The organism is Psychrobacter nivimaris, assembly GCF_043419765.1.
GTDB lineage: Bacteria > Pseudomonadota > Gammaproteobacteria > Pseudomonadales > Moraxellaceae > Psychrobacter.
Map to the genome: position 1 here is coordinate 753,394 of NZ_JBHOFX010000001.1, position 20,326 is coordinate 773,719.

The 20,326-nt window shown below is 43.1% G+C and carries 19 protein-coding genes; 9 read left to right on the top strand and 10 right to left on the bottom strand.

Annotation, left to right across the window (positions count from 1 at the left end):
• Nucleotides 1–59 precede the first annotated feature (59 nt).
• The 6 genes from adk to ACHEVO_RS02820 all read right to left on the bottom strand — a co-directional run bounded on the left by adk (nt 60) and on the right by ACHEVO_RS02820 (nt 7,204).
• On the bottom strand, nt 60–713 hold the full coding sequence (adk, locus tag ACHEVO_RS02795) for an adenylate kinase (protein ID WP_180952604.1): 654 nt from the start codon (nt 711–713) through the stop codon (nt 60–62).
• Nucleotides 714–1,048: 335 nt separating this feature from the next.
• On the bottom strand, nt 1,049–2,329 hold the full coding sequence (gene ccmI, locus ACHEVO_RS02800) for a c-type cytochrome biogenesis protein CcmI (protein ID WP_394123807.1): 1,281 nt from the start codon (nt 2,327–2,329) through the stop codon (nt 1,049–1,051).
• A complete protein-coding gene (locus ACHEVO_RS02805; protein ID WP_379545001.1) occupies nt 2,326–2,814 on the bottom strand; it encodes a cytochrome c-type biogenesis protein in 489 nt (162 codons plus the stop codon). The genes ccmI and ACHEVO_RS02805 overlap by 4 nt, the downstream gene beginning before the upstream one ends.
• Nucleotides 2,815–2,879: 65 nt before the next feature.
• The gene (locus ACHEVO_RS02810) at nt 2,880–3,557 is read right to left on the bottom strand and encodes a DsbE family thiol:disulfide interchange protein (RefSeq protein WP_394123808.1); all 678 of its coding nucleotides are present in this window, start codon (nt 3,555–3,557) and stop codon (nt 2,880–2,882) included.
• Between the two features lies 1 nt (nt 3,558).
• Nucleotides 3,559–5,589: a heme lyase CcmF/NrfE family subunit gene (locus ACHEVO_RS02815; protein ID WP_394123809.1), complete on the bottom strand. Its 2,031-nt coding sequence runs from the start codon at nt 5,587–5,589 to the stop codon at nt 3,559–3,561.
• Nucleotides 5,590–5,869: 280 nt separating this feature from the next.
• Nucleotides 5,870–7,204, bottom strand: a complete 1,335-nt coding sequence (locus tag ACHEVO_RS02820) for a hypothetical protein (protein WP_394123810.1) — start codon at nt 7,202–7,204, stop codon at nt 5,870–5,872.
• Between the two features lie 490 nt (nt 7,205–7,694).
• On the opposite strand from ACHEVO_RS02820, the gene mrdA reads away from it, so the two are divergent.
• From mrdA to scpB, 8 genes are all read left to right on the top strand, one after another.
• Nucleotides 7,695–9,680 carry a penicillin-binding protein 2 gene (gene mrdA / locus ACHEVO_RS02825; protein ID WP_394123811.1) on the top strand — a complete coding sequence of 662 codons (1,986 nt, stop codon included), beginning with the start codon at nt 7,695–7,697 and terminating at the stop codon, nt 9,678–9,680.
• 99 nt (nt 9,681–9,779) lie between these two features.
• Nucleotides 9,780–10,466 (top strand): 16S rRNA (guanine(966)-N(2))-methyltransferase RsmD, encoded by a 687-nt coding sequence (rsmD, locus tag ACHEVO_RS02830; RefSeq protein ID WP_394123812.1) that lies wholly within the window; start codon nt 9,780–9,782, stop codon nt 10,464–10,466.
• A gap of 210 nt (nt 10,467–10,676) precedes the next feature.
• Nucleotides 10,677–11,105, top strand: a complete 429-nt coding sequence (rplM, locus tag ACHEVO_RS02835) for a 50S ribosomal protein L13 (protein WP_057761004.1) — start codon at nt 10,677–10,679, stop codon at nt 11,103–11,105.
• 10 nt (nt 11,106–11,115) lie between these two features.
• Nucleotides 11,116–11,502: a 30S ribosomal protein S9 gene (gene rpsI, locus ACHEVO_RS02840; protein ID WP_101206364.1), complete on the top strand. Its 387-nt coding sequence runs from the start codon at nt 11,116–11,118 to the stop codon at nt 11,500–11,502.
• Nucleotides 11,503–11,834: 332 nt separating this feature from the next.
• A complete protein-coding gene (locus ACHEVO_RS02845; protein WP_394123813.1) occupies nt 11,835–12,923 on the top strand; it encodes an LpxL/LpxP family acyltransferase in 1,089 nt (362 codons plus the stop codon).
• Between the two features lie 108 nt (nt 12,924–13,031).
• Nucleotides 13,032–14,117, top strand: a complete 1,086-nt coding sequence (gene trpS, locus ACHEVO_RS02850) for a tryptophan--tRNA ligase (RefSeq protein WP_394123814.1) — start codon at nt 13,032–13,034, stop codon at nt 14,115–14,117.
• A gap of 181 nt (nt 14,118–14,298) precedes the next feature.
• A complete protein-coding gene (locus ACHEVO_RS02855) occupies nt 14,299–15,120 on the top strand; it encodes a segregation and condensation protein A (RefSeq protein ID WP_394123920.1) in 822 nt (273 codons plus the stop codon).
• A 124-nt stretch (nt 15,121–15,244) separates the two neighbouring features.
• Nucleotides 15,245–15,805: an SMC-Scp complex subunit ScpB gene (gene scpB, locus ACHEVO_RS02860; protein WP_394123815.1), complete on the top strand. Its 561-nt coding sequence runs from the start codon at nt 15,245–15,247 to the stop codon at nt 15,803–15,805.
• Nucleotides 15,806–15,925: 120 nt separating this feature from the next.
• Here scpB and lolA read toward each other — a convergent pair whose 3' ends face one another.
• The 4 genes from lolA to rplU all read right to left on the bottom strand — a co-directional run bounded on the left by lolA (nt 15,926) and on the right by rplU (nt 18,512).
• Nucleotides 15,926–16,612: an outer membrane lipoprotein chaperone LolA gene (gene lolA, locus ACHEVO_RS02865; protein WP_057761010.1), complete on the bottom strand. Its 687-nt coding sequence runs from the start codon at nt 16,610–16,612 to the stop codon at nt 15,926–15,928.
• A gap of 375 nt (nt 16,613–16,987) precedes the next feature.
• Nucleotides 16,988–17,575, bottom strand: coding sequence for a hypothetical protein (locus ACHEVO_RS02870; protein ID WP_394123816.1), 588 nt, complete (start codon nt 17,573–17,575; stop codon nt 16,988–16,990).
• Nucleotides 17,576–17,851: 276 nt separating this feature from the next.
• Entirely contained in the window at nt 17,852–18,109 is a 258-nt protein-coding gene (rpmA, locus tag ACHEVO_RS02875) for a 50S ribosomal protein L27 (RefSeq protein WP_021813611.1), read from the bottom strand.
• A 91-nt stretch (nt 18,110–18,200) separates the two neighbouring features.
• On the bottom strand, nt 18,201–18,512 hold the full coding sequence (gene rplU / locus ACHEVO_RS02880; protein ID WP_057761012.1) for a 50S ribosomal protein L21: 312 nt from the start codon (nt 18,510–18,512) through the stop codon (nt 18,201–18,203).
• Between the two features lie 569 nt (nt 18,513–19,081).
• On the opposite strand from rplU, the gene ACHEVO_RS02885 reads away from it, so the two are divergent.
• Nucleotides 19,082–20,107: a polyprenyl synthetase family protein gene (locus ACHEVO_RS02885; protein WP_394123817.1), complete on the top strand. Its 1,026-nt coding sequence runs from the start codon at nt 19,082–19,084 to the stop codon at nt 20,105–20,107.
• Nucleotides 20,108–20,326 lie beyond the last annotated feature (219 nt).

The window sequence follows — 20,326 nt, forward strand, 5'->3', positions numbered from 1 at the left end:
TTAAACAGGGTCTTCAACGACTACATCGACTGGCTAAATCAATTAGCTAACCTCGATAATTAGCCTTTTAGTGCAGACAAAATTTGCTGCTTAACGTCATCGATACCTTGCGTACCATCAAACTTGTCATAGTTAGGCGCATCATCGCCTTCTTTAGCTTTGTCTTGGTAAAAACCAACCAATGCTGATGTTTGCTCATGATAAGTCGATAGACGGTCACGAATAGTCGCTTCTTGGTCATCTTCACGCTGGATAAGCGCTTCACCAGTAACGTCATCGATGCCTTCAACCTTTGGTGGATTGTGATCGACATGATAAACACGACCTGAACCTGGATGCTGACGACGGCCAGACAAACGGCTCACGATTTCATCATCAGGTACACTGATTTCGATAACATGGTCGATAGCAACATCAGCGTCTGCAAGTGCTTGCGCTTGAGGAATAGTGCGCGGAAAACCATCTAGGATACAACCATTCACACAATCAGGCTTAGCGATACGCTCTTTCACTAGGTTGATAATGAGGTCATCAGAAACCAAACCACCAGCATTCATGATATCTTTGGCTTTTTTGCCAAGCTCGCTACCTTCTTTAATTGCTGCACGTAGCATGTCGCCAGTTGAGATCTGTGGAATATCATATTCTTTAGAAATAAACTGGGCTTGGGTACCTTTACCGGCGCCTGGTGGTCCTAGTAAAATAATACGCATCATTACACGACTCTCCTTAATAGATAGGATTTTGGGATTAATAAAACTCTGGGATTAGTTGTTTGCAAAGCTACCTTACCTTGTGGCCCTGCAAAGCTCAAGTATTTTCATTATTGATGTGATAAGTTGGCATGACTTATCTGTTCATACATGGTCAATTCAAGATAAAAAACAGCAGCATTGACTGCGTTTGGAGTGCCCATTTATCTTTCTGGGTTCACTTCACATCTCTATCAAATTAGAACAATCATAGCACTGTTGCTCGCGTCCATACTGAGCAACAGCGTCTATATAATAAATACCATTAGCGTCAGGTATTTATCATACTACTATAACTATGGAACTTGCTGATTGATCTCCACATTGACTTGATTTTGTTCTGCACTGATTACCACTGGATTGCCTGAGAGGTCGCCTGACTCTGCGGTAGCATTGCCACTATGGCTAATACGAGCAATGACCGCTAGCTGTACTTTATCAGAACGAGCAGATCCTAAGGTACGCTCTGGCATCATAGCATCAAGGTCACTTAGGCTAATAACCGCTTCGCCTTGTTTGATATTGCTAATCGGTAGACGCTTAGCCGCAAATGGTGGACCACCTTTCACGTCACGTATCGCTACGAATAGCGTATCGTCAGCTTTTACCAATGGTAACAGACTAGCATTTATTTTGACTGTCACCTCGACGCCTTTAGAGGCTTGCTGCTGCTGCATCACCACATTAGCGCTAAGCTCGTCTAGACTTGATAGCGCTTGCGTATGATCGCCTGGTTTGGCCGCGATACTGTCACGCAGACGTTTAATCCAGCCTTGCGCTTGATCGAAGTTACTAGCACGAGCCTCACCCATCGCCATAAGCATTTGTGCGCCTTCATGCTCTGGGTTTGTGGCCAGTATGTTTTCTAACACTCGGCGACTATTGGCATCTAACTGACCTTTATTAGCAAAGAAACTGATCTGCGCATAAGTGGTCGCAATCTCTTCGTTATCAGGTGATAGACGATAAGCGCGCGACAAAGCCTCTAATGCCGAATCAGTCGCCTCTAATGACAAGAACAGCTCTGATAGGCGCATCCAGCGATTGTAGTCACTGGCATGACGATAGACGTTAGTCTGCATGGCACTAATCAGCTGATTACCATCTTCAATTGCCCAAGCAGGTGGCTGATCGATTCTACCTGTTAATAGATCGTCCGCCACTTGACCGACTTTGTCCTCAGCCGCCCACAGCTCAAATACAGGTGTGCGATCACCGACCATCAGATATGCCATGGCAGTTAATACAGGTACCCAAACCATAATAATTAATCGGCTTTTGATACCTGGCGTGACCATCGGTGACACTTCACGCTGAGCATCCAAAAGCTGACGTTCAAGCTCAAGTTTTTGGTTTTGATAGTGACGGTCATCAATGATACCACTGTCTTTGTCTGTTTTCAGCTCTGCTAGTCGCTCACGAAACACAGCAACGTTGATATCCAGCAGTTGATTGTCCACAGGCTTACTATGCGAACGCGGTGCTCTTAACCACGGCTTAATGGTGATAACACCCAACAACAGAGCGACAAGTAAACTTAGCGCAATAAATAAGCCAACAGTAGAAAATATGGTCATTTTTTGCCCCCAAGGCTTGTAGTGTCGTCTTTGTCATCGTTATTGGCTCGTGACAATAAGCGATCAAGTTCTGCTTTTTCAGCGGCAGACAACGCTTTGACATGGTTGTCTACTGCTACACCACTCTCGCCGCTGGCGACAAGCTGACGGCGTTTACTTTGCCAAAACCAACCGACCAATAAAACGATCAGTAATAGCGGTGGGAAAAACCATAAAATCCATGTCGAAGGACGTACTGGCGGCTTATAGCTGATAAAGTCACCATAACGCTCTTGCATATAGGCTCGAATCTCGCCATCACTACGACCATCTTTTATCAAGTCATAGGTTTTTTGCTTTAAGTCTTGGGCAATTGGGGCATCAGACCCTGCCAAGTTTTGGTTTTGACATTTCGGGCAGCGCAGCTCTTCGATAAGACCGCGATACTGAGCTTCTTGTTGCACAGAATCAAAATCGTATACATCAATGGCAGCAAAGCTTGCCATGCTGAATAGACAAGCGATAAACAAGCTTGCTAACTTTATGGTCGCCTTTCTTATTTGGTAGGCTATCATTTGCACGCCTCCGCAACTTGGCTCGGATCTGGACTGACACCATTATTACTAGCGTCATTGAGTACCATTAAGCAAGGCGTAATACGACTTTGCCAATTGCTCTCATTGATCTCACCGATGATATGCTGACGAATAATCCCATCACCATCGACGATGAAAGTTTCAGGCGCACCAGTCAGTCCCAAATCTAGAGCGAACTGTCCTGACAAGTCTTGAATAGACATAGAGAACGGGTCACCACCGCGATTCAGATACCCTAACGCATCCCCAATATCATCTTTGTAGTTTACGCCTACTAAGTTAACACCGCGCTCTTCTAGCTTCATCAAAAAAGGATGCTCAATGATACAAGTTGGACACCAAGAGCCCCAAATATTCATGAGGAATGGCTTATCTGGCAAGTTATCATTGGTCATGATACGACTGGTATCTGATAATAATGGCAACTCAAAGGCAGGTACTGGACGCTCAAGTGCCGTATTGGTCACGATATCAGTTGGTTTGCCCAGACGCATATAGAGCATAGCGACCAAACCAATAAAAATAACCAGCGGAATCAAAAACCCAATTTTAAGTTTTTTCTTAGTTTTTACTTTATTGCTGCTTGGCTCTTTAATTCCGTTAACCGCTTCTTGCTGAGCTTTTTTATCAGGTTCATTGTTTGAGGTAGTCATATTAACGCTCCCCTATCTTTGTAGCTGACGTATCCAAATCTGCAACCGTAGTAAAGCCTGATTTTTTGGCCGCGATTTGCGCAGGTGTTTTGGTTTTTTTGATACGGTAACGGTTGTCTAGCATACTGAGCAATGCACCGAACGCCATGATAAGCGCACCCAACCATATCCAGCGGATAAGCGGTTTGACATAAATACGGAAAGCCCATTCATTGCTATCTTCAGCAATTGGCTCACCAAGTGCTACGTACACATCACGCATTAGATTGGCATCAATCGCAGCCTCCGTCATCGGCATCATACTGATAATATAGTTACGCTTTTCAGGATATAACGAGGTCACTTCTTGACCGTCTTTACTAACTGTTACTTCTGCTTGCGTAGCGTCAAAGTTACTGCCTTTTACTTCACTAAAGCCTTTCACCGTAAAGTCATAGCCTTGCACATTGACACTGTCATTAGGCCCTAATGCCACATCACGCTCGATGCTCAACGTGGTGGTAAATGCCACGCCGATGACCGCAATGATGACACCAATATGAGCGGTTTGCTGACCCCAGTAGCTCAGACGCAACTGACGTAAGCCATTTAAGCGACTCGGTGCATTTTTGGTTTTGTCTTTGAAATCGACAACCATCCATAACAACACCCAAAAGCTCACAGCCAAGGTGACACCGATATTTAACATCGCTGATGGACTGGTGAAATAGGTAATAATGGCAGCCAATACCAAACTGCTCACTGCGATAACCATACCAGCACCCAATAACGGGCGGCTGTCTTGTTTCCAGCGGATATTGGAGCCCATACCCATCGCTACCAGTAGTAGCCATGTCAACGGCACAAATAGAGCGTTGAAATACGGAGGGCCAACAGATACCTGACCTAGGTTAAAGGCATCAGCAATAATAGGATATAGCGTACCAAGTAGTACCACTAAGGTTGAAATGAGAATAATAACGTTGTTAATTACCAAAAATGATTCACGTGAGATAAGTCGATACTGACTCTCGACCGTCAAACGCCAACCACGTACAGCAAACATCAATAGACCACCGCCGACGATGATACCTAAGATGACTAGAATCACTAGACCACGCGTTGGATCAGCGGCAAACGAATGCACTGACGTAATGACACCTGAACGTACTAAGAACGTGCCAAGCAAGCTAAGCGCAAAAGCAAAGATTGCGAGCATAATCGTCCATGCTTTAAATACACCACGTTTTTCGGTGACAGCAAGTGAATGCAGTAGCGCCGTCCCAGCTAACCACGGCATCAATGAGGCGTTCTCTACTGGATCCCAGAACCACCAACCGCCCCAGCCAAGCTCATAATAAGCCCACCACGAGCCAAGCGCGATACCGACTGTTAAGAAACCCCAAGCAGCCAATGCCCATGGACGCGACCAACGTGTCCATACCGCATCCAAACGCCCTTCCCACAGTGCTGCCATACAAAACGCAAATGGCACAACCATACCCACGTAGCCCATATAAAGCATCGGTGGGTGAATAATCAGACCAAAATCTTGCAATACAGGGTTTAGATCCGCGCCATCAACAGGTAGATTGGGTAATGTGCGATCAAATGGCGATGAGGTAAAGATAAGCATCGCCAGCATCATCATCTGCACGCCTGCTAGTATCACCAGCACTCGCGCACGCATAGACAACGGCAACCCACGACTAAAGTAAGAGACCAGCGCACACCAAGTGGCCATGATGGTCATCCAAAGCAGCAGTGAGCCTTCATGCCCGCCCCATGTCGCCGACAGCTTGTAGTACCAAGGCAGCAATGTATTGGAATGCTGAGTGACATAGACGAGACTAAAGTCGTTGTAATAAAAGCCTGCCATCAGCGCTGCAAATGAGGTAATCATTGCCGCAAATTGCGCCCATGCTAGACTTGGCGCCAAACGCTGCCAAGCGACGTGGTCACGCATGACGCCAATGGTTGGTAGTACCACCTGCAAAATCGCCAATATAAAAGCGGCCAGCAAGGCAAAATAACCCAATTCTGTGATTAACATACGGTCTAACCTTGTTTACCTTGGATACAATTAAGGGTTCACCGATGGCATTGCTAGCCACTGGCAAACGCTAATAGTCCTTTATGCGGTCATAGTTTACGGTTAAAAACTGAGGTTTCAATTGCTGTAGAAGCACATAAAACCCGCTACTATCATTGTGACGTATCAATATGAATGATTGATACAAAATGCTTATCTGTTGTTAATTTTACATTTTTTAGTTATTCAAAGCTTATTCGATACAGCCGTTCATGACTAATTAAAAATACTTATTGATGCATTACTGCATCGAGGGGAAAAATACTAACACTAAATGCAACCAACCTGCTAGAAAACCGGTCAAACCGCCCAAAACAATCAACGTCATCTCATCCTCTCGAAAAGCGGGACGCAATAGATTCTGAAACTCATTTGGCGTGAGCGCACGTATTCTATCGCGAAACAGACCAAATATCTTACTGGCTCGGCTTTCATTTAGCTCAGGATCTCGCAGTGGCACCATCGTTGCGACAATAGACTTGTCGATAATGGTATTTTTAAGTTGGCCATAATCGCGGCGTCCCAATCCCACACGTAATGTCGTGCTAATCACTGGTGACTCTAGCACCGTATATAGATGCGATTTCATCAAATCACGGGTTTGCGCTGAGCGATCACCATACATCATTTCATTCATGATGTTCTCTAGAGTGACCAAATCCTTTACAACAATTTCAGCAAAAACCTCGGAAACTTCCTCTTGGCGCTTCATGAAGCCGCCTTGCAAACGATACTTTGCGATATGCGGTATGACGGGTTTGATAAATGGAAAGCGACTCTGCACCGTAAACAGCTTCAAATAAGGTATAAAGTGCGGCTCTACTGGATTAAACACCATCCAAATGGCAATCCAATTGGTGAGAAAACCCCAAATTGCAGCAAAGAACGGTACGGTCCAATGCTGCGGCACCACCAAAAATATAAACATCTGGATAATACCAAATATCAGACCAATCAAAGCACTGATGTGCCAGATAAAATCGATCTCTTTTTGCCCCACCTTTAGAAACATATTGACCATCAGGCGACGATCGTTTTCCATGGTGTTGACAATCATTTTGCGCATATCGACCAAGTCTTCGACATGATAAGTCAAATCTGTCACAAGCGACTGCATAATACTAGGTAGCTCTTTATGGGCTTGCGCATAGACACGGCGCTTTAGGGCGTAAGGCAGATTGCCCCACAATGCTGGCGAGTGATCCAGCATAATCTCATCAATCAATGGCTCAAGGTTTTTGTCTACCGTATCAGTGACAAATATCGCCATTTGCTCAGGCTCCATCGCCTTAAAAAACTCATCAAGTGAACCGAGTTTTGAGAGCGTCTGGTCAACGATAACCCCTGATATCTTGCCCGCTTTGCGCGGAACAATACCTTGCCAACCAATACCTGGCAACCCAAAAAATGGGAAGTTAGGAATACGAATACCCCAGAACTTAACCGGATAAAACAGCATCTTGAGCGCCATCCACACATGTACCCAAGTGACGAATGCCGTCACTGGTGGGATGGTCAGCATGGCAAAAAACTCTGGATGTTCAGCTATCGTCTGCCATAATGAATTTACGTCCATGACTTATCTAGTCCCTGACAGGTTGATTGTCGTTGCTAATATTGTCGCTACTGATAACGAAACTTTAGCAAAATGAGAACGTTTCAAAAGACGCTCCGCCTATAATAACTACTATAAAATAAATCGCCTGATTTTAGCATACTTGCCATTTATTAGCACATATAGACCAGCGGCAAGTTGTGACTAAAGATGACATGGTTCATATCGTCTGTTAACCAATAAAAACCTAAATATAAGCCAGTTCGTGGTCAGTAGATAATCAAGACAAAATATATGACTGAATACTGCGCCTGCTCATTTGTTCTGTTATAATTTGTAGTGCAATAACAAAGACTACCTGCGTATAAATGACTGCATTACGATTTCACACCATACCCTTCTATGTGATTGAAACCATTTGCATTATCTTTTAGACTCACCGCACTTTGGTTAACCAACCTGCCCTCTTATTTTTTTATTGACTCACTGACCGTTTGGGCTCTGATCTTCTATGAATAAACCGATAACTCCCAATACCGAACAGGTCAACAGTACCTTTACCAATCGTATTATCATCTTTGGGATTATAATATTGATTGGTTTGGGCGGTTTGATAACACGTTATGGGTATTTGCAAGTCTACGCTCATGATCAATACACAACGCAAGCCGATAACAACCGTATCAAACTGATATCTGCGCCGCCTAGTCGTGGGTATATTTATGATCGTAACGGGGTAATACTGGCAGACAACCAGCCAGTCTTTACAGCGATGCTCAGTCCTGATGAGGTCGAAAACCCTGAGCGCACGTTGCATCTGCTAGCTCCGATTTTTGATTTAACCGATACAGATATCACTGATATCTTGGCGCGTCTAAGTAAAAATAAAAATGACCCGGTAACGATTAAAATCGATTTAACAGAAGCACAGTTGGCTCAGTTTAGTGAGCGTAAGCCTTTCTTCCGCGGGGTCTCTATCCAAAGCAAGCTTACGCGCTCTTATCCTTATGATGAGCTGTTTGCCCATGTCATCGGCTATGTCGGACGTATCAATGACAAAGAGTCAAAGCGTATTGATAAAGACCGTTACGCTGGTACTGACTTGATTGGTAAAATTGGTATCGAAGACTACTACGAAGATATTTTGCTTGGGCAACCAGGTTATCAATCGGTAGAGACAGACGCACATGGTAATATTTTACGCCAGCTAGATACCAAGCCGCCGATAGCGGGTAACGATATTACGTTGAGCTTGGATTATGGTTTGCAAACTATCGCCCAGCAGCAACTTGATGGACGCCGCGGTGCAATCGTCGCGATAGACCCAAAAAACGGTGACGTCTTGGCATTTGTTAGTAATCCAAGCTACGACCCTAATCCTTTTATATCGGGTATTTCTTTTAAAGATTACGACGATCTGCGTGAAGATTTGGATCAACCACTGTATAACCGCGCACTACAAGGTACCTACCCACCTGGTTCTACTATCAAGCCATTTGAGGGTTTGGGCGGTATTCATTATGGTCTACGCGATTGGAATAGCACCATCTATGACCCTGGCTACTTTAGCTTACCTGGTGACACGCATCGATTCCGCGATTGGAAACGTGGTGGTCATGGCACGGTAGATCTGAAAAAGTCCATCGCGATGTCAGTCGATACTTACTATTATAAGTTGGCTTATGAAATGGGCATTCAACGTCTGCACGATTGGATGGTACGCTTTGGTTTTGGTGAAGATACTGGTATTGATTTACCTAATGAAAAATCAGGCATCATGCCATCACCAAAATGGAAAAAAGACACTTACGATAAAGATTGGCTACCGGGCGAAACTATCTCTGTCAGTATTGGACAAGGGTATTTCTTGGCGACGCCGCTACAGATTGCTAATGCTACAGCCATGACAGCCAGTAAAGGTCAGCATATTACCCCGCATTTATTAAAGAGCAGTGACGGTGCCGCAGACGTCAAAATCATTACTAAGCCAGATGGCAAAATCGACTATAACGGTAAGCCGTCCGACTGGTTGCGTATGCATGATGCAATGGAAAGCGTGGTAGAAAACGGTACAGGACGCGGTATCTATACCCCGCGCTATCGTATCGCTGGTAAAACAGGTACCGCACAGGTGAAATCTATCGCCCAAGGCAAACGCTATGACAAGTCGGCGATTGATAAGCGCCACTGGGATCATGCTTGGTTTAATGGTTTTGCCCCAGTAGAAGACCCGCAGATTGCCCTTGCGGTATTGGTCGAAAATGGCGGCGGTGGTAGTGCTGTTGCAGCACCTATTGGCCGTGCTCTATTTGATTACTGGGTATTACAACGTAAGACAGATCCCGTGCTGCCACCTTCTGCTGATGAGCTAAAAGTCATTAAACGCCAAAAGGCTTTTGAAAAAGCCATGCGTGATGCCATTCGTGATAAAGACGCAAAAGCATTGGAAGAGAAAGAAGCCGCGGAAGCTGAAGCGGCAGCAGCGACGTCTGAGTAACTAGACGTTTAAGTACTTAATAGTATAAAAAGCAAAACCTAGCAAAGAAAAGCCTAGTAAAGTAAAACCTAGCAAAGAATTGGTAAGCGAGACACAATAATGAAAAAAGCCTCAAATGGACGCGCACCAAAGAATAACCGTAAGACGAAAAGTGCGGCAGCGGGTGATGTACGCATTATCGGTGGTCAGTTTAAGCGCCGTATTGTAAGTTTTATCGATGCAGATGGCCTGCGCCCAACCCCAGATCGCTTGCGGGAGACTTTATTTAACTGGCTACTCGCTGACATTCATGATGCCCATGTGCTCGATAGCTGTGCTGGCAGTGGCGTACTGGGGTTTGAAGCGCTATCTCGCGGCGCTGCCCACACGACATTTATCGAAATCAATCCAGCACAAAGTAACATACTACGTCAGAGTGCTGAGCAATTACGCCTTGAGGCTGCTGCTTATCAAATCATCACTGGCACTGCTGAGCAAGTATTGCGTCAAGAGCAGCTGACTGCGCGTCCTTTTGATATCGTATTTATCGATCCACCTTATGCTCAAGATCTATGGCAGCCTATTTTGACTGCGCTTATTACCAATGCCTTAATAAATACTGAAACACTAATTTATTTAGAAGCTGATAAAGATTTGTCAGCACAGCTTAAGCAATTGGAAGCGTCGCTAAATGAGAATTTAAACCCTCAATTAAGCGTTACTCAGCAACCAATCGCTTTTGAATGCTTGAAACAAACCAAAGTCGGACAAGTTGTTGCTGGACTTTATCGTCTATCATCGTCATAATTGTCGGGTTAATGAAAGCCGTTAACGTATTTTACAAATGTTTAGAACCGCTAAAAACTGGCCGACGCTGCAGTTTAATGTATATAAGGCGAAAATAAACCCCAATGCAGCTTGCAAGCGTAGGCGCTACTGCTTATAATGTGCAGTCTGTTTTTTGAGAGCCCCGTTCCCAGCTAAACTCTCAACGAATTCTAATTTTAAGGTTTTATCATGAAAACACTTAGTGCAAAACCAGCTGAAGTGACCCATGACTGGTATGTCGTAGATGCTGACGGCAAAACCCTTGGTCGCTTAGCCACTCAAATCGCAACTCGCTTACGTGGCAAGCACAAGCCTTCTTTTACTCCGCACGTTGATACTGGTGACTTTATTGTTGTCATCAATGCTGACAAAATCACGGTAACGGGTAAAAAAGCACAAGACAAAAAGTACTATCGTCACAGTGGCTACCCAGGTGGTATTAAAGAAACCAACTTCAATAAGTTGCTTGCACATAAGCCTGAAGATGTTCTACACAAAGCAGTTAAGGGTATGCTTCCAAAGGGCCCTCTTGGCTATGCGATGATCAAGAAGCTGAAACTTTATGCGGGTACTGATCATCCACATACTGCACAGCAACCTAAAGAACTAGACATCTAAGGATATACTTATGGAACGCAATTACGGAACTGGTCGCCGCAAGACGTCTACTGCTCGTGTATTTTTATCAAAAGGTACTGGTAGTATCGTTGTTAACGGTAAGCCACTTGACGAATACTTCAGCCGTGAAACTTCACGCATGGTTGTACGTCAGCCATTAGAACTACTAGACTCTGTTAACGCATATGATTTATATGTAACTGTTGCAGGCGGTGGTATTAGTGGTCAAGCTGGCGCAATCCGCCACGGCATCACACGTGCATTAATCGAAGCTGACGAAACTTTAAAACCTGCCCTAAAAGCAGCTGGTTTTGTTACTCGTGATTCACGTCAAGTTGAACGTAAGAAACTGGGTCTACGTAAAGCACGTAAACGTCCACAGTTCTCAAAACGTTAATCAAAACTATCTCTTATATTTTTGCTGCTGTTGTCTTTTTCTCAGAGCTTCAGTAGCAAAGTTAAATAAGAGTCTGGTTTTGCAAAACCTTATAAGCTGGTCACAGCTTATAAGGTTTTTTTATGCCTACTGATAGCGTGTTGATTATCTGATTATCTTAATCAAGCTAGCTTTGTTTTATGGCAATAATTAACATGAGCGCTTTGTTTCGACACTACAAAGTAGATCGTCTGTAGAAATTCTAACTTGCAAAGCATTAAACGCTACCCCATCATATCAGTAACTTTTTATTATTAGCCATGATGCCTCAAACCGTGCTGCAGAAGGATATTATGAAAGCGCCAGAACAATTCGACCCTAGCAAGCCATCTGCCAATAGCAGCGTGCCGCCTAGCATGAAACAGTCGGCTAAGTCGCCTGCGATACCTGCTGGCACACCGACGATTACTCAAAATCATAAGCGTACAGCGCAAGCAGATAACAAGCCATTTCAGTGGCAGTTTTTATCACCAAAGAATTGGGGCATTTGGCTGTTATTTTTGATAATGCTACCCATGATATATCTGCCGTTACGTTGGCAGTTTTGGCTAGGTCGTAAGCTAGGCATACTGATTTATAAAGTTGCTGGCTCACGTAGGCGCGATACGCTAATCAATCTGAAGTTGGCCTTTCCAGAGAAGTCTGAATCTGAACGTGAATTAATGGCTAAGCAAGTATTTGTCAATCAAGGCATTGGTGTGTTTGAAACGTTATGCGCTTGGTTCAGGCCAGATGTATTTACTAGAACTGTATCCATTTCGGGGCTACAGCATATTGTTAATGCGCAAAATGAGCAGCGACCAGTTATCCTGCTAGGTGCACATTATACGATGCTAGATTTGGGTGGCCTATTATGTGCGCAGTTTTTCCCAGTAGATTGTATGTACCGTACGCAAAACAATCCTTTATTAGACTGGTTTATTTATAATGGTCGTACCAATATTTTTGGTAAGCAAATCTCTAGTCGTGATATGCGTAGTTTAGTTACCTCTATCAAAGCGGGACACGTCATTTGGTATTCTCCTGATCAAGACTATGGTCTCAAGCAAGGTGTCATGGCGCCATTCTTCGGTGTGCCAGCTGCGACGATTACTGCATCGCGTCGCATGGCAAAACTGGGTAGCAAAGCACAGCCGCCAGCTGTTATGGCATTGCATACTTATCGGCAAACGCCTGACAACTTGCCGCGTGGTAAACGTCCCCATTATCATTTAACAATTACGCCAGAATTAGACAATTATCCAAGTAAAGATGAAGTCGCTGATGCTACTCGGGTCAATGAAGTTTTAGAAGGACTCATTCGTATTGATCCTACCCAGTGGATGTGGTTTCATCGCCGCTTCAAACATGGGCCAAACGGTCGTACCGATATCTATAAGTAAGCCTTTATTCCCAAAAATACTGGTGAAGTTTGCTATACTTTGCGGCTAATAATTTGCATTTTAGCTATGCACTGATAATAATTTTATAAACAAAATAATGGATTTACCATGAGCAATAACAGTACTCCTGACAACCAAGCTTCTGATACTTCAACCGAAGCCAAGCGCATCCTGACTGGTATCAAACCGACTGGTATTCCGCACTTAGGTAACTATGTTGGCGCGATTCGTCCAGCGATTGAGTCTATTCAAAATAGTGATCATGAAGCGTTTTTCTTTTTAGCAGACTACCATGGCATCATCGGCTGCTATGACCCTACTATCATTCATGAATCGACGAGAGCCATTGCCGCTACTTGGATTGCTTGTGGTCTAGACCCTGAGCGTGTGACGTTCTACCGTCAGTCAGACGTACCTGAAATTCCAGAACTTGCTTGGATTTTGAACTGCTCATGTGCCAAAGGTTTGATGAACCGCGCCCATGCCTATAAAGCAGCCGTCGATATCAATACAGAAAAAGCCGATGTCGACCCTGATCAAGGTGTCACCATGGGTCTGTTTGGTTATCCCGTGCTAATGGCGGCTGATATCTTGATGTTTAATGCGACCCATGTACCTGTTGGGCGTGACCAAGTGCAGCATATCGAGATGGCGCGTGATATCGCTGGTACTTTTAATCATCGCTATAAGTCGCTTTTCACGCTACCGTCCGCAGTCGTTGATAACGATATACCGCTGCTTACTGGGCTTGATGGCCGCAAGATGAGTAAGAGCTATAGCAATACGATTCCCCTATTCGGTGAGCCAAATCCACAGGTTAGTCCTGAAAAACAGATGCATAAAGCCATCATGAAAATTGTGACTAACTCACAGCTACCTGATGAGCCAAAAGATCCAGCTGATTCAGCTATCTTTGAGATTTATAAAGCATTTGCGACCGCTGAAGAGATTGCTGATATGCGTGCGCGTTATGCCGCTGGTATTGGCTGGGGTGACGCTAAGCAAGCCCTATTTGATAAGATCAATGATGAAATCGCGCCATTCCGTGCACGTTATGAAGAGCTGATGGCCAATCCAAAAGAGCTGGAAGAAATCTTGCAGATGGGTGCGGATAAAGCCCGTCGCCATAGTCGTAAGCAACTAGACAAAGCTCGCCGTGCTATCGGTATCCGTCCGCTTGCTAAGCTTAAATAATCGTTGCTTAATATAGTCGTTTCACTGGCGCAATTTATTATCAAAGCGGGTGCTAAACGTGCAAACTGAACCAAACACTAAACAGGCGGCTTTATCTAAAGCCGCCTTATCTGCTATGGCTGATTCAATCTCTGAGCCTATAGACAATCAGAGCGAGCATGATGAATCAGTCAACCATGATATGTCGCTACGTATCTATCAGACGCCTGTGCAGCATTTGCCAGAAGACCTGTATGTACCACCGCAAGCCTTTGCTATTTGGTTAGAGCAGTTTGCTGGTCCATTGGATTTTCTGTTGTATTTGGTCAAAAAGAACAACGTCGATTTGACCCAAATGCCTATTCTGCCTATCACTGAGCAGTACTTAGCTTATATCGGTGAATTGGATACCGAGCACTTTGAGTTAGCGGGTGACTATCTGCTAATGGCATCAACGCTCATCGCTATCAAAACCGAACTGCTATTGCCTGCCCCTGATACCCCAACCGACGAGCGTGATCCAAAAGCAGAACTGATCGAACGCCTCGAAGAGTACGCGCAAATCAAAGTGGTCAGTCAGCGCCTAGACAATCTAGTGCGCTTAGAGCGTGATGTGTTTTTGGCAATGGTTAGTATGCCTGATCAAGACGTTATGAATGCGGAACTGCCAAGCTACTCACCTAACTTGCTGATTGATAGTTTATTTAAAATGCAGCTACAGCCTGACTATCAAATACATACGATCAAAGTTGATGCTGTACCACTTGCCGATCGTATTGCCAGTATTAGCAGGCAATTAAGTACGGATGGGGCGCGCTCCTTTTATGAGCTACTGGATAAAGCACAGGGTAAAATAGGCGTGGTCGTGAGTTTCGTCGCCGTACTTGAGCTTATAAAGCGGCAGTTGGTTGGTGTGGTCAATATTGAGACAGATAGCGATATCGTCAACTCTGTTTCCAATAATTCTGATCAGACTAATATGAATAATGAATCCACAAATCTCACATTACAGTGGTTAGCTTAGTAGGCTCTAAAACTGTCTCCTAGCCTATTCTCTATTAAAATCACAATATTGAAATAAGAGCATACTTTAGATGGTAGATATTGAAGACCCAAAGCAACATGACGAGACCCAAGAACCAATAACTATGACTACATCTCCATCAGCTGAAGCGCAGCATGATTCTTTGGAAGAGTTGAGTAAACGTATCGAGGTGCTGTTGCATGCATCAGAGGCACCGCTGACCGCTCACGCATTAAAGAAACATTTGTCATTATCTACTAAAGAATTAAAGCAGACTTTGGAAGTGCTGCAACAACGCTTAGATACAGGTGTGCTTAGGCTACATGAGACCGCTAGCGGTTATCGTTTACAGATATCTGATGACTACAGCAGTCTAATTCAGCGTACTTTTCCGCAGCGTCAAGAACGCCTGAGCCAAGCCTTACTTGAAACCCTAAGTGTCATTGCATACAAGCAACCTGTGACGCGTAGTGATATTGAGCATGTACGCGGAGTAACATTATCGAGCAATATACTGCGTCAGTTGTTTGATAAAGGATGGATTGTAGAGAAAGGCTTTAAAGATACTTTAGGTCGTCCTGCATTGCTTCATACTACTGCGCAGTTTTTAGATGCGTTTGGATTAAGCCATCTAGATGAATTACCACCTATGTCAGATATGGAAACCATACGAGCCATGTCTTAAATTTTCTGCTGAACAAACTATAGTTACTCACATAAAAAAGGACAGACCGCATAGGGTCTGTCCTTTTTATTACGTTGCTGATTTTGAACTGATATCCAAACCTAGCAATATATCGATTAATTACTGATTGATAACGTCAACACCCTTTGGTGGTGTAAATTTAAACTGACTGCTACCAATACTTGGGTTCATCTTGATACCGCTAAATTTAATAGAGGTTGTTTGACCCAAAGTATCATTCAATACCATCATAACAGGTTTGCCACCACTAAAGCTTATTGAAAGACTTTTAAAACTTGCGCTGTCTGACTTAGGATAGAGTACATAGTAGTTTTTGTTGTCATATGGCTGAGTGATTTTGAAGTTTTGATCAATTTTGCTTGGATCACCTGATAGTAGCAAAGCTGGTGTATTACCTACTTGGCTGTCGACGTTTTGCTTAGTCGCTTGCTCTAAATCCTTGTCATAAACCCACATAGAATTACCATTGGCAACGATCAGTTGCTCTGATGGTGACTTGGTTTCCCAGCGGAAGTTATTTGGACGTTGGACACTCATAGAGCCTTTAAACGTACCACTACTCGCGCCTTTAGTCGTTTGACTGAAATTAGCCGTCATACTCTTGGTATTAGTCAGCAATTTGTTCAGACGTTTAGCAGCTGTTAGGTTGTCAGCAGGAGCTGCTGTAGCCGTTTGAGTCAATGCCATCATTGGCGCTGCGATACCTAGCGATGTCATTAATACACCTGCTAAAGCGCCACTCATCATTTTTTGTTTGGTTGATTTTTTCGTAGATAAGTTCATCATAAATCCTCTCTAAAAAAGCATAATCGCTTTAAAGTTGTTGCTAAAAATAAAATGTTCTATTGAAATTTTTGTTTTCTATAAATACTGATTTTACCAAGCTAAAACTGGTAACCATCAGCAATGGCAACAGTGTGCCAGTTTTTTTATTACGCGCCTAGTCATGATTTGCAATCTTTACTACGGCTGCCATACACGCTTGTAACCAATGCAGTTACACGGTAAAAGTTTGCATTTAGCATCGTTAGTTGGCAAAACCGAGGTAATGAATACAGCTAAACCTTTAAGTAGGTAAGTTAACAGTATAAAAGAGCAAGAAATATGTCTGCTATAACCGAATGCTCATCTCAATTTTAGTAAGCAATTTCATTATTATGACTAATGGTTTCCTTGAAAGATGACGTGCTTCCTGCCTTCCATCATTAATAATACATAAAGTAATAGATAAAAATTTGCTAGAAATCCTAAAAAAATAGCCATGATGATGAAAGTTTCAGTTCCCTCTAAATAACTTCTCATTACTTTAGAGCTACCCGCTGACGTAAAACCAAAAAACCAAATCCAGCCTAAGTTGATAGCGATAAGTAGCGATGCAGTTATAAAAATAGATCTTTTGGGATTTTCTCCCACTTCATGATTCAACTTATCTGAGTTTCTTGCAGCCAGTTTAAATTCTCTGACAACCTCGAATGACAACCCTTTTAAAAAATAAGCAGCTGTTATAGCAATAAAAATCATTATGAAATACAAGACTGTAAGGTCACTCAAAAGTCTTATTCTACCCGAGGCTAGCTCCATGGATTGAGCGAAGGGTGTTATTCCCGTAAAATCCGAGAAATAATTTCCAAACATTAACGGCGTAAAAAACACGAGCACGAATCCATAAAGATAGATGTATTTGAAAGGTGATAAGTCATTAAGGATATTTAGCATGGTCTTATGAGAAATATAGTGCTGTTTTTTCATTTTTCCTTCAAACCTATCTACGATTCATTTACTATCTCATCAAATCTTTTATTCAAACTATCCGTCTTTCATAAAAAGATATTAGTTAAGATTGTTGAAATAGTATATTTTAAGAGCTAGCGTTGAGTGATATTGTTCAAAATACCATTTCTTAATTCTTATCATTAACTTACGATACCCTACAAACGTAAAAAACCCCTACTACCATAAGGCAGTAAGGGCTTTTTTAATTATCTGACCATTCTATTCAAAGAATAAAACGATCTAAATAGATAATTATGCGTTTTCAACCGTAACATAGCGACGGTTAAATTTACCTTTGGTCGCAAACTTTACAACACCGTCATTCAGTGCAAATAAAGTATGGTCACGACCCATGCCAACGCCTTCGCCTGCGTGGAATTCTGTACCACGTTGGCGAACGATGATGTTACCAGCTGTGATAGCTTGGCCACCAAAGATTTTTACGCCTAGCATTTTTGGGTTTGAATCACGACCGTTACGGCTCGAACCGGCAGCTTTTTTATGTGCCATGAGAAAATCTCCTTGTTAATTTGACTTATCGCTGATGCGATAACTCTTAAGCATTTAGTGCGCTATTTAGCAATAATTGCTAAATGGATAATTAGGCATTAATCGCTTTGATTTTTAACAAGGTGTACCATTGGCGGTGACCTTGTTCTTTGTGATAATGCTTACGACGGTTGTGCTTGATGATACGGATTTTTTCGCCGCGACCATGCTCAACAACTTCAACTTCTACGCTAGCGCCGTCAACAACAGGCTGACCGATTTTGACGTTATCGCCGTCAACAACCATCAACACGTCTTCAAATTTGATTGTTTCGCCTTTTTCTGCTTTTAGTAGTTCAACTTTAAGCAATTCATCGACGACTACACGGTGCTGTTTACCACCAGTTTTGATTACTGCGTACATTGTATGACTCCGTTTAACCCGTGTGCCGTGGCTGATGTTATACCAACGCTTTTACGACGAACACGACAGGGAAAAATTAAAGGCAAGATTTTACGGCTTTTTGCTCATAAAAGCAAGCCGCGCCTCTTGTTTTTGCAAGGTGGTTACACTAATGACCATCTCTCATTTAGCTATAACGGCTGCTCATCAAAGAAAGTCGATAAACGACAATACGAATATAAACATGAGAAATAGTAAAGATAAGTGATAGATTAAGCCCAACAGCGGCCATTATAACTTATGCAATCAGTTACTTACAGCCTTTTATGAATCATTTATGTGACCAATAAGCTTAAAATGCGCTAGAAGATATATCTGTAAAACATAAGATATTTCTTACAGTTTTTATTCTATTCAATAGGCATAGTAAGCCCTATATATCATACGCTTGACCTACTTGTGCTATATACTTTAACCAACAATTTAAGCAGATAGCTATGCTATCATAAGCGAAATAATACCTTACCTATAGATAGATAAAGTCAAGGTTATACCAACTCTCTTTACTCTTATTAATATGACTATTTATTATGACTAGTACCTCTTTAAATAATACCGTGCCTGCCCCTCAATCGACGCCTAGCTATGCTGATATTCAAAGTATTGTAGCCAATGACTTTGAAGTAATGGACAAGCAAGTATTTGGCAGTTTGAACTCAAAAGTACAACTCGTCATGAGCGTCTCGCAACACGTGATCAATGCTGGCGGCAAACGTATGCGTCCGCTGATTACCTTGCTCTGCGCACGTATGTTTGATGACAATCCTTCAGAAAAGGCCATGCATCTAGCTGCTATCACGGAAATGCTACATACCGCTACCCTAGTCCATGATGATGTCATTGATGAGTCAGGGCAACGCCGTGGAAAACCGACGGCAAATGCAACGTGGGACAACGCCACTGCAGTGTTAGTCGGTGACTATTTGATTGCTCGCGCGTTCAATCTGTTGGTTGGTTTTCAGAGCTTGCCATTGTTGCAAGTATTCTCAGATGGGACTTGTGATATTGCTGAAGGCGAAGTGTTACAGCTACAGCACCAGCATAACCCTGCCGCGACAGAGGAAGATTACTTACGCATTATCGATGGCAAAACTTCACGCCTTTTCATGATGGCGACCCAAGGTGCTGCTATCTTGCAAGACAAGACAGAATATATGACGGCATTGGGCGATTTCGGACAGCATTTTGGTAATGCGTTTCAAATTATCGATGATGTGCTCGACTATAGTGGCGATAGTGAGGTGATGGGCAAAAACCTAGGCGACGACCTTGCCGAAGGCAAACCTACCCTACCGACTATCAAAGCACTCGAGTTACTTAAAGACAGCGACGTTGAAGGTTATGAGCAGTTACGGATCGCCGTTCAGACAGGTAAGACACCAAATGCTGAGCAGCTGATTGAATTGGTACGCAGTTCTGGCTCATTGGCTTATTGTAAGCAGCGCGCGTTGGAAGAAACCAAACTGGCGCAAGATGCACTGAGCACGCTACCTGATAACCGTTATCGTACAGGCTTATATCAATTGACTGAACTCGCTAGCGCCCGATTACTATAATTAAAAAAGAGTCGTCTTTGTTATTAACTGATTAAGACGACTCTTTTTTTGACAGAATTTTTTAGCATGACTTTTTAGCAAATTTCTTTAGCAATTGATAAATAGAAGCCTATAAATTAAAAACTACCCTCTTAAAAACTAGCGTGTCAGCCAAATCGTTACCTTTCTTTAAGTTTCATACATTCTTGCAGTACTATAATCGTATAAGGCTTTTTGACA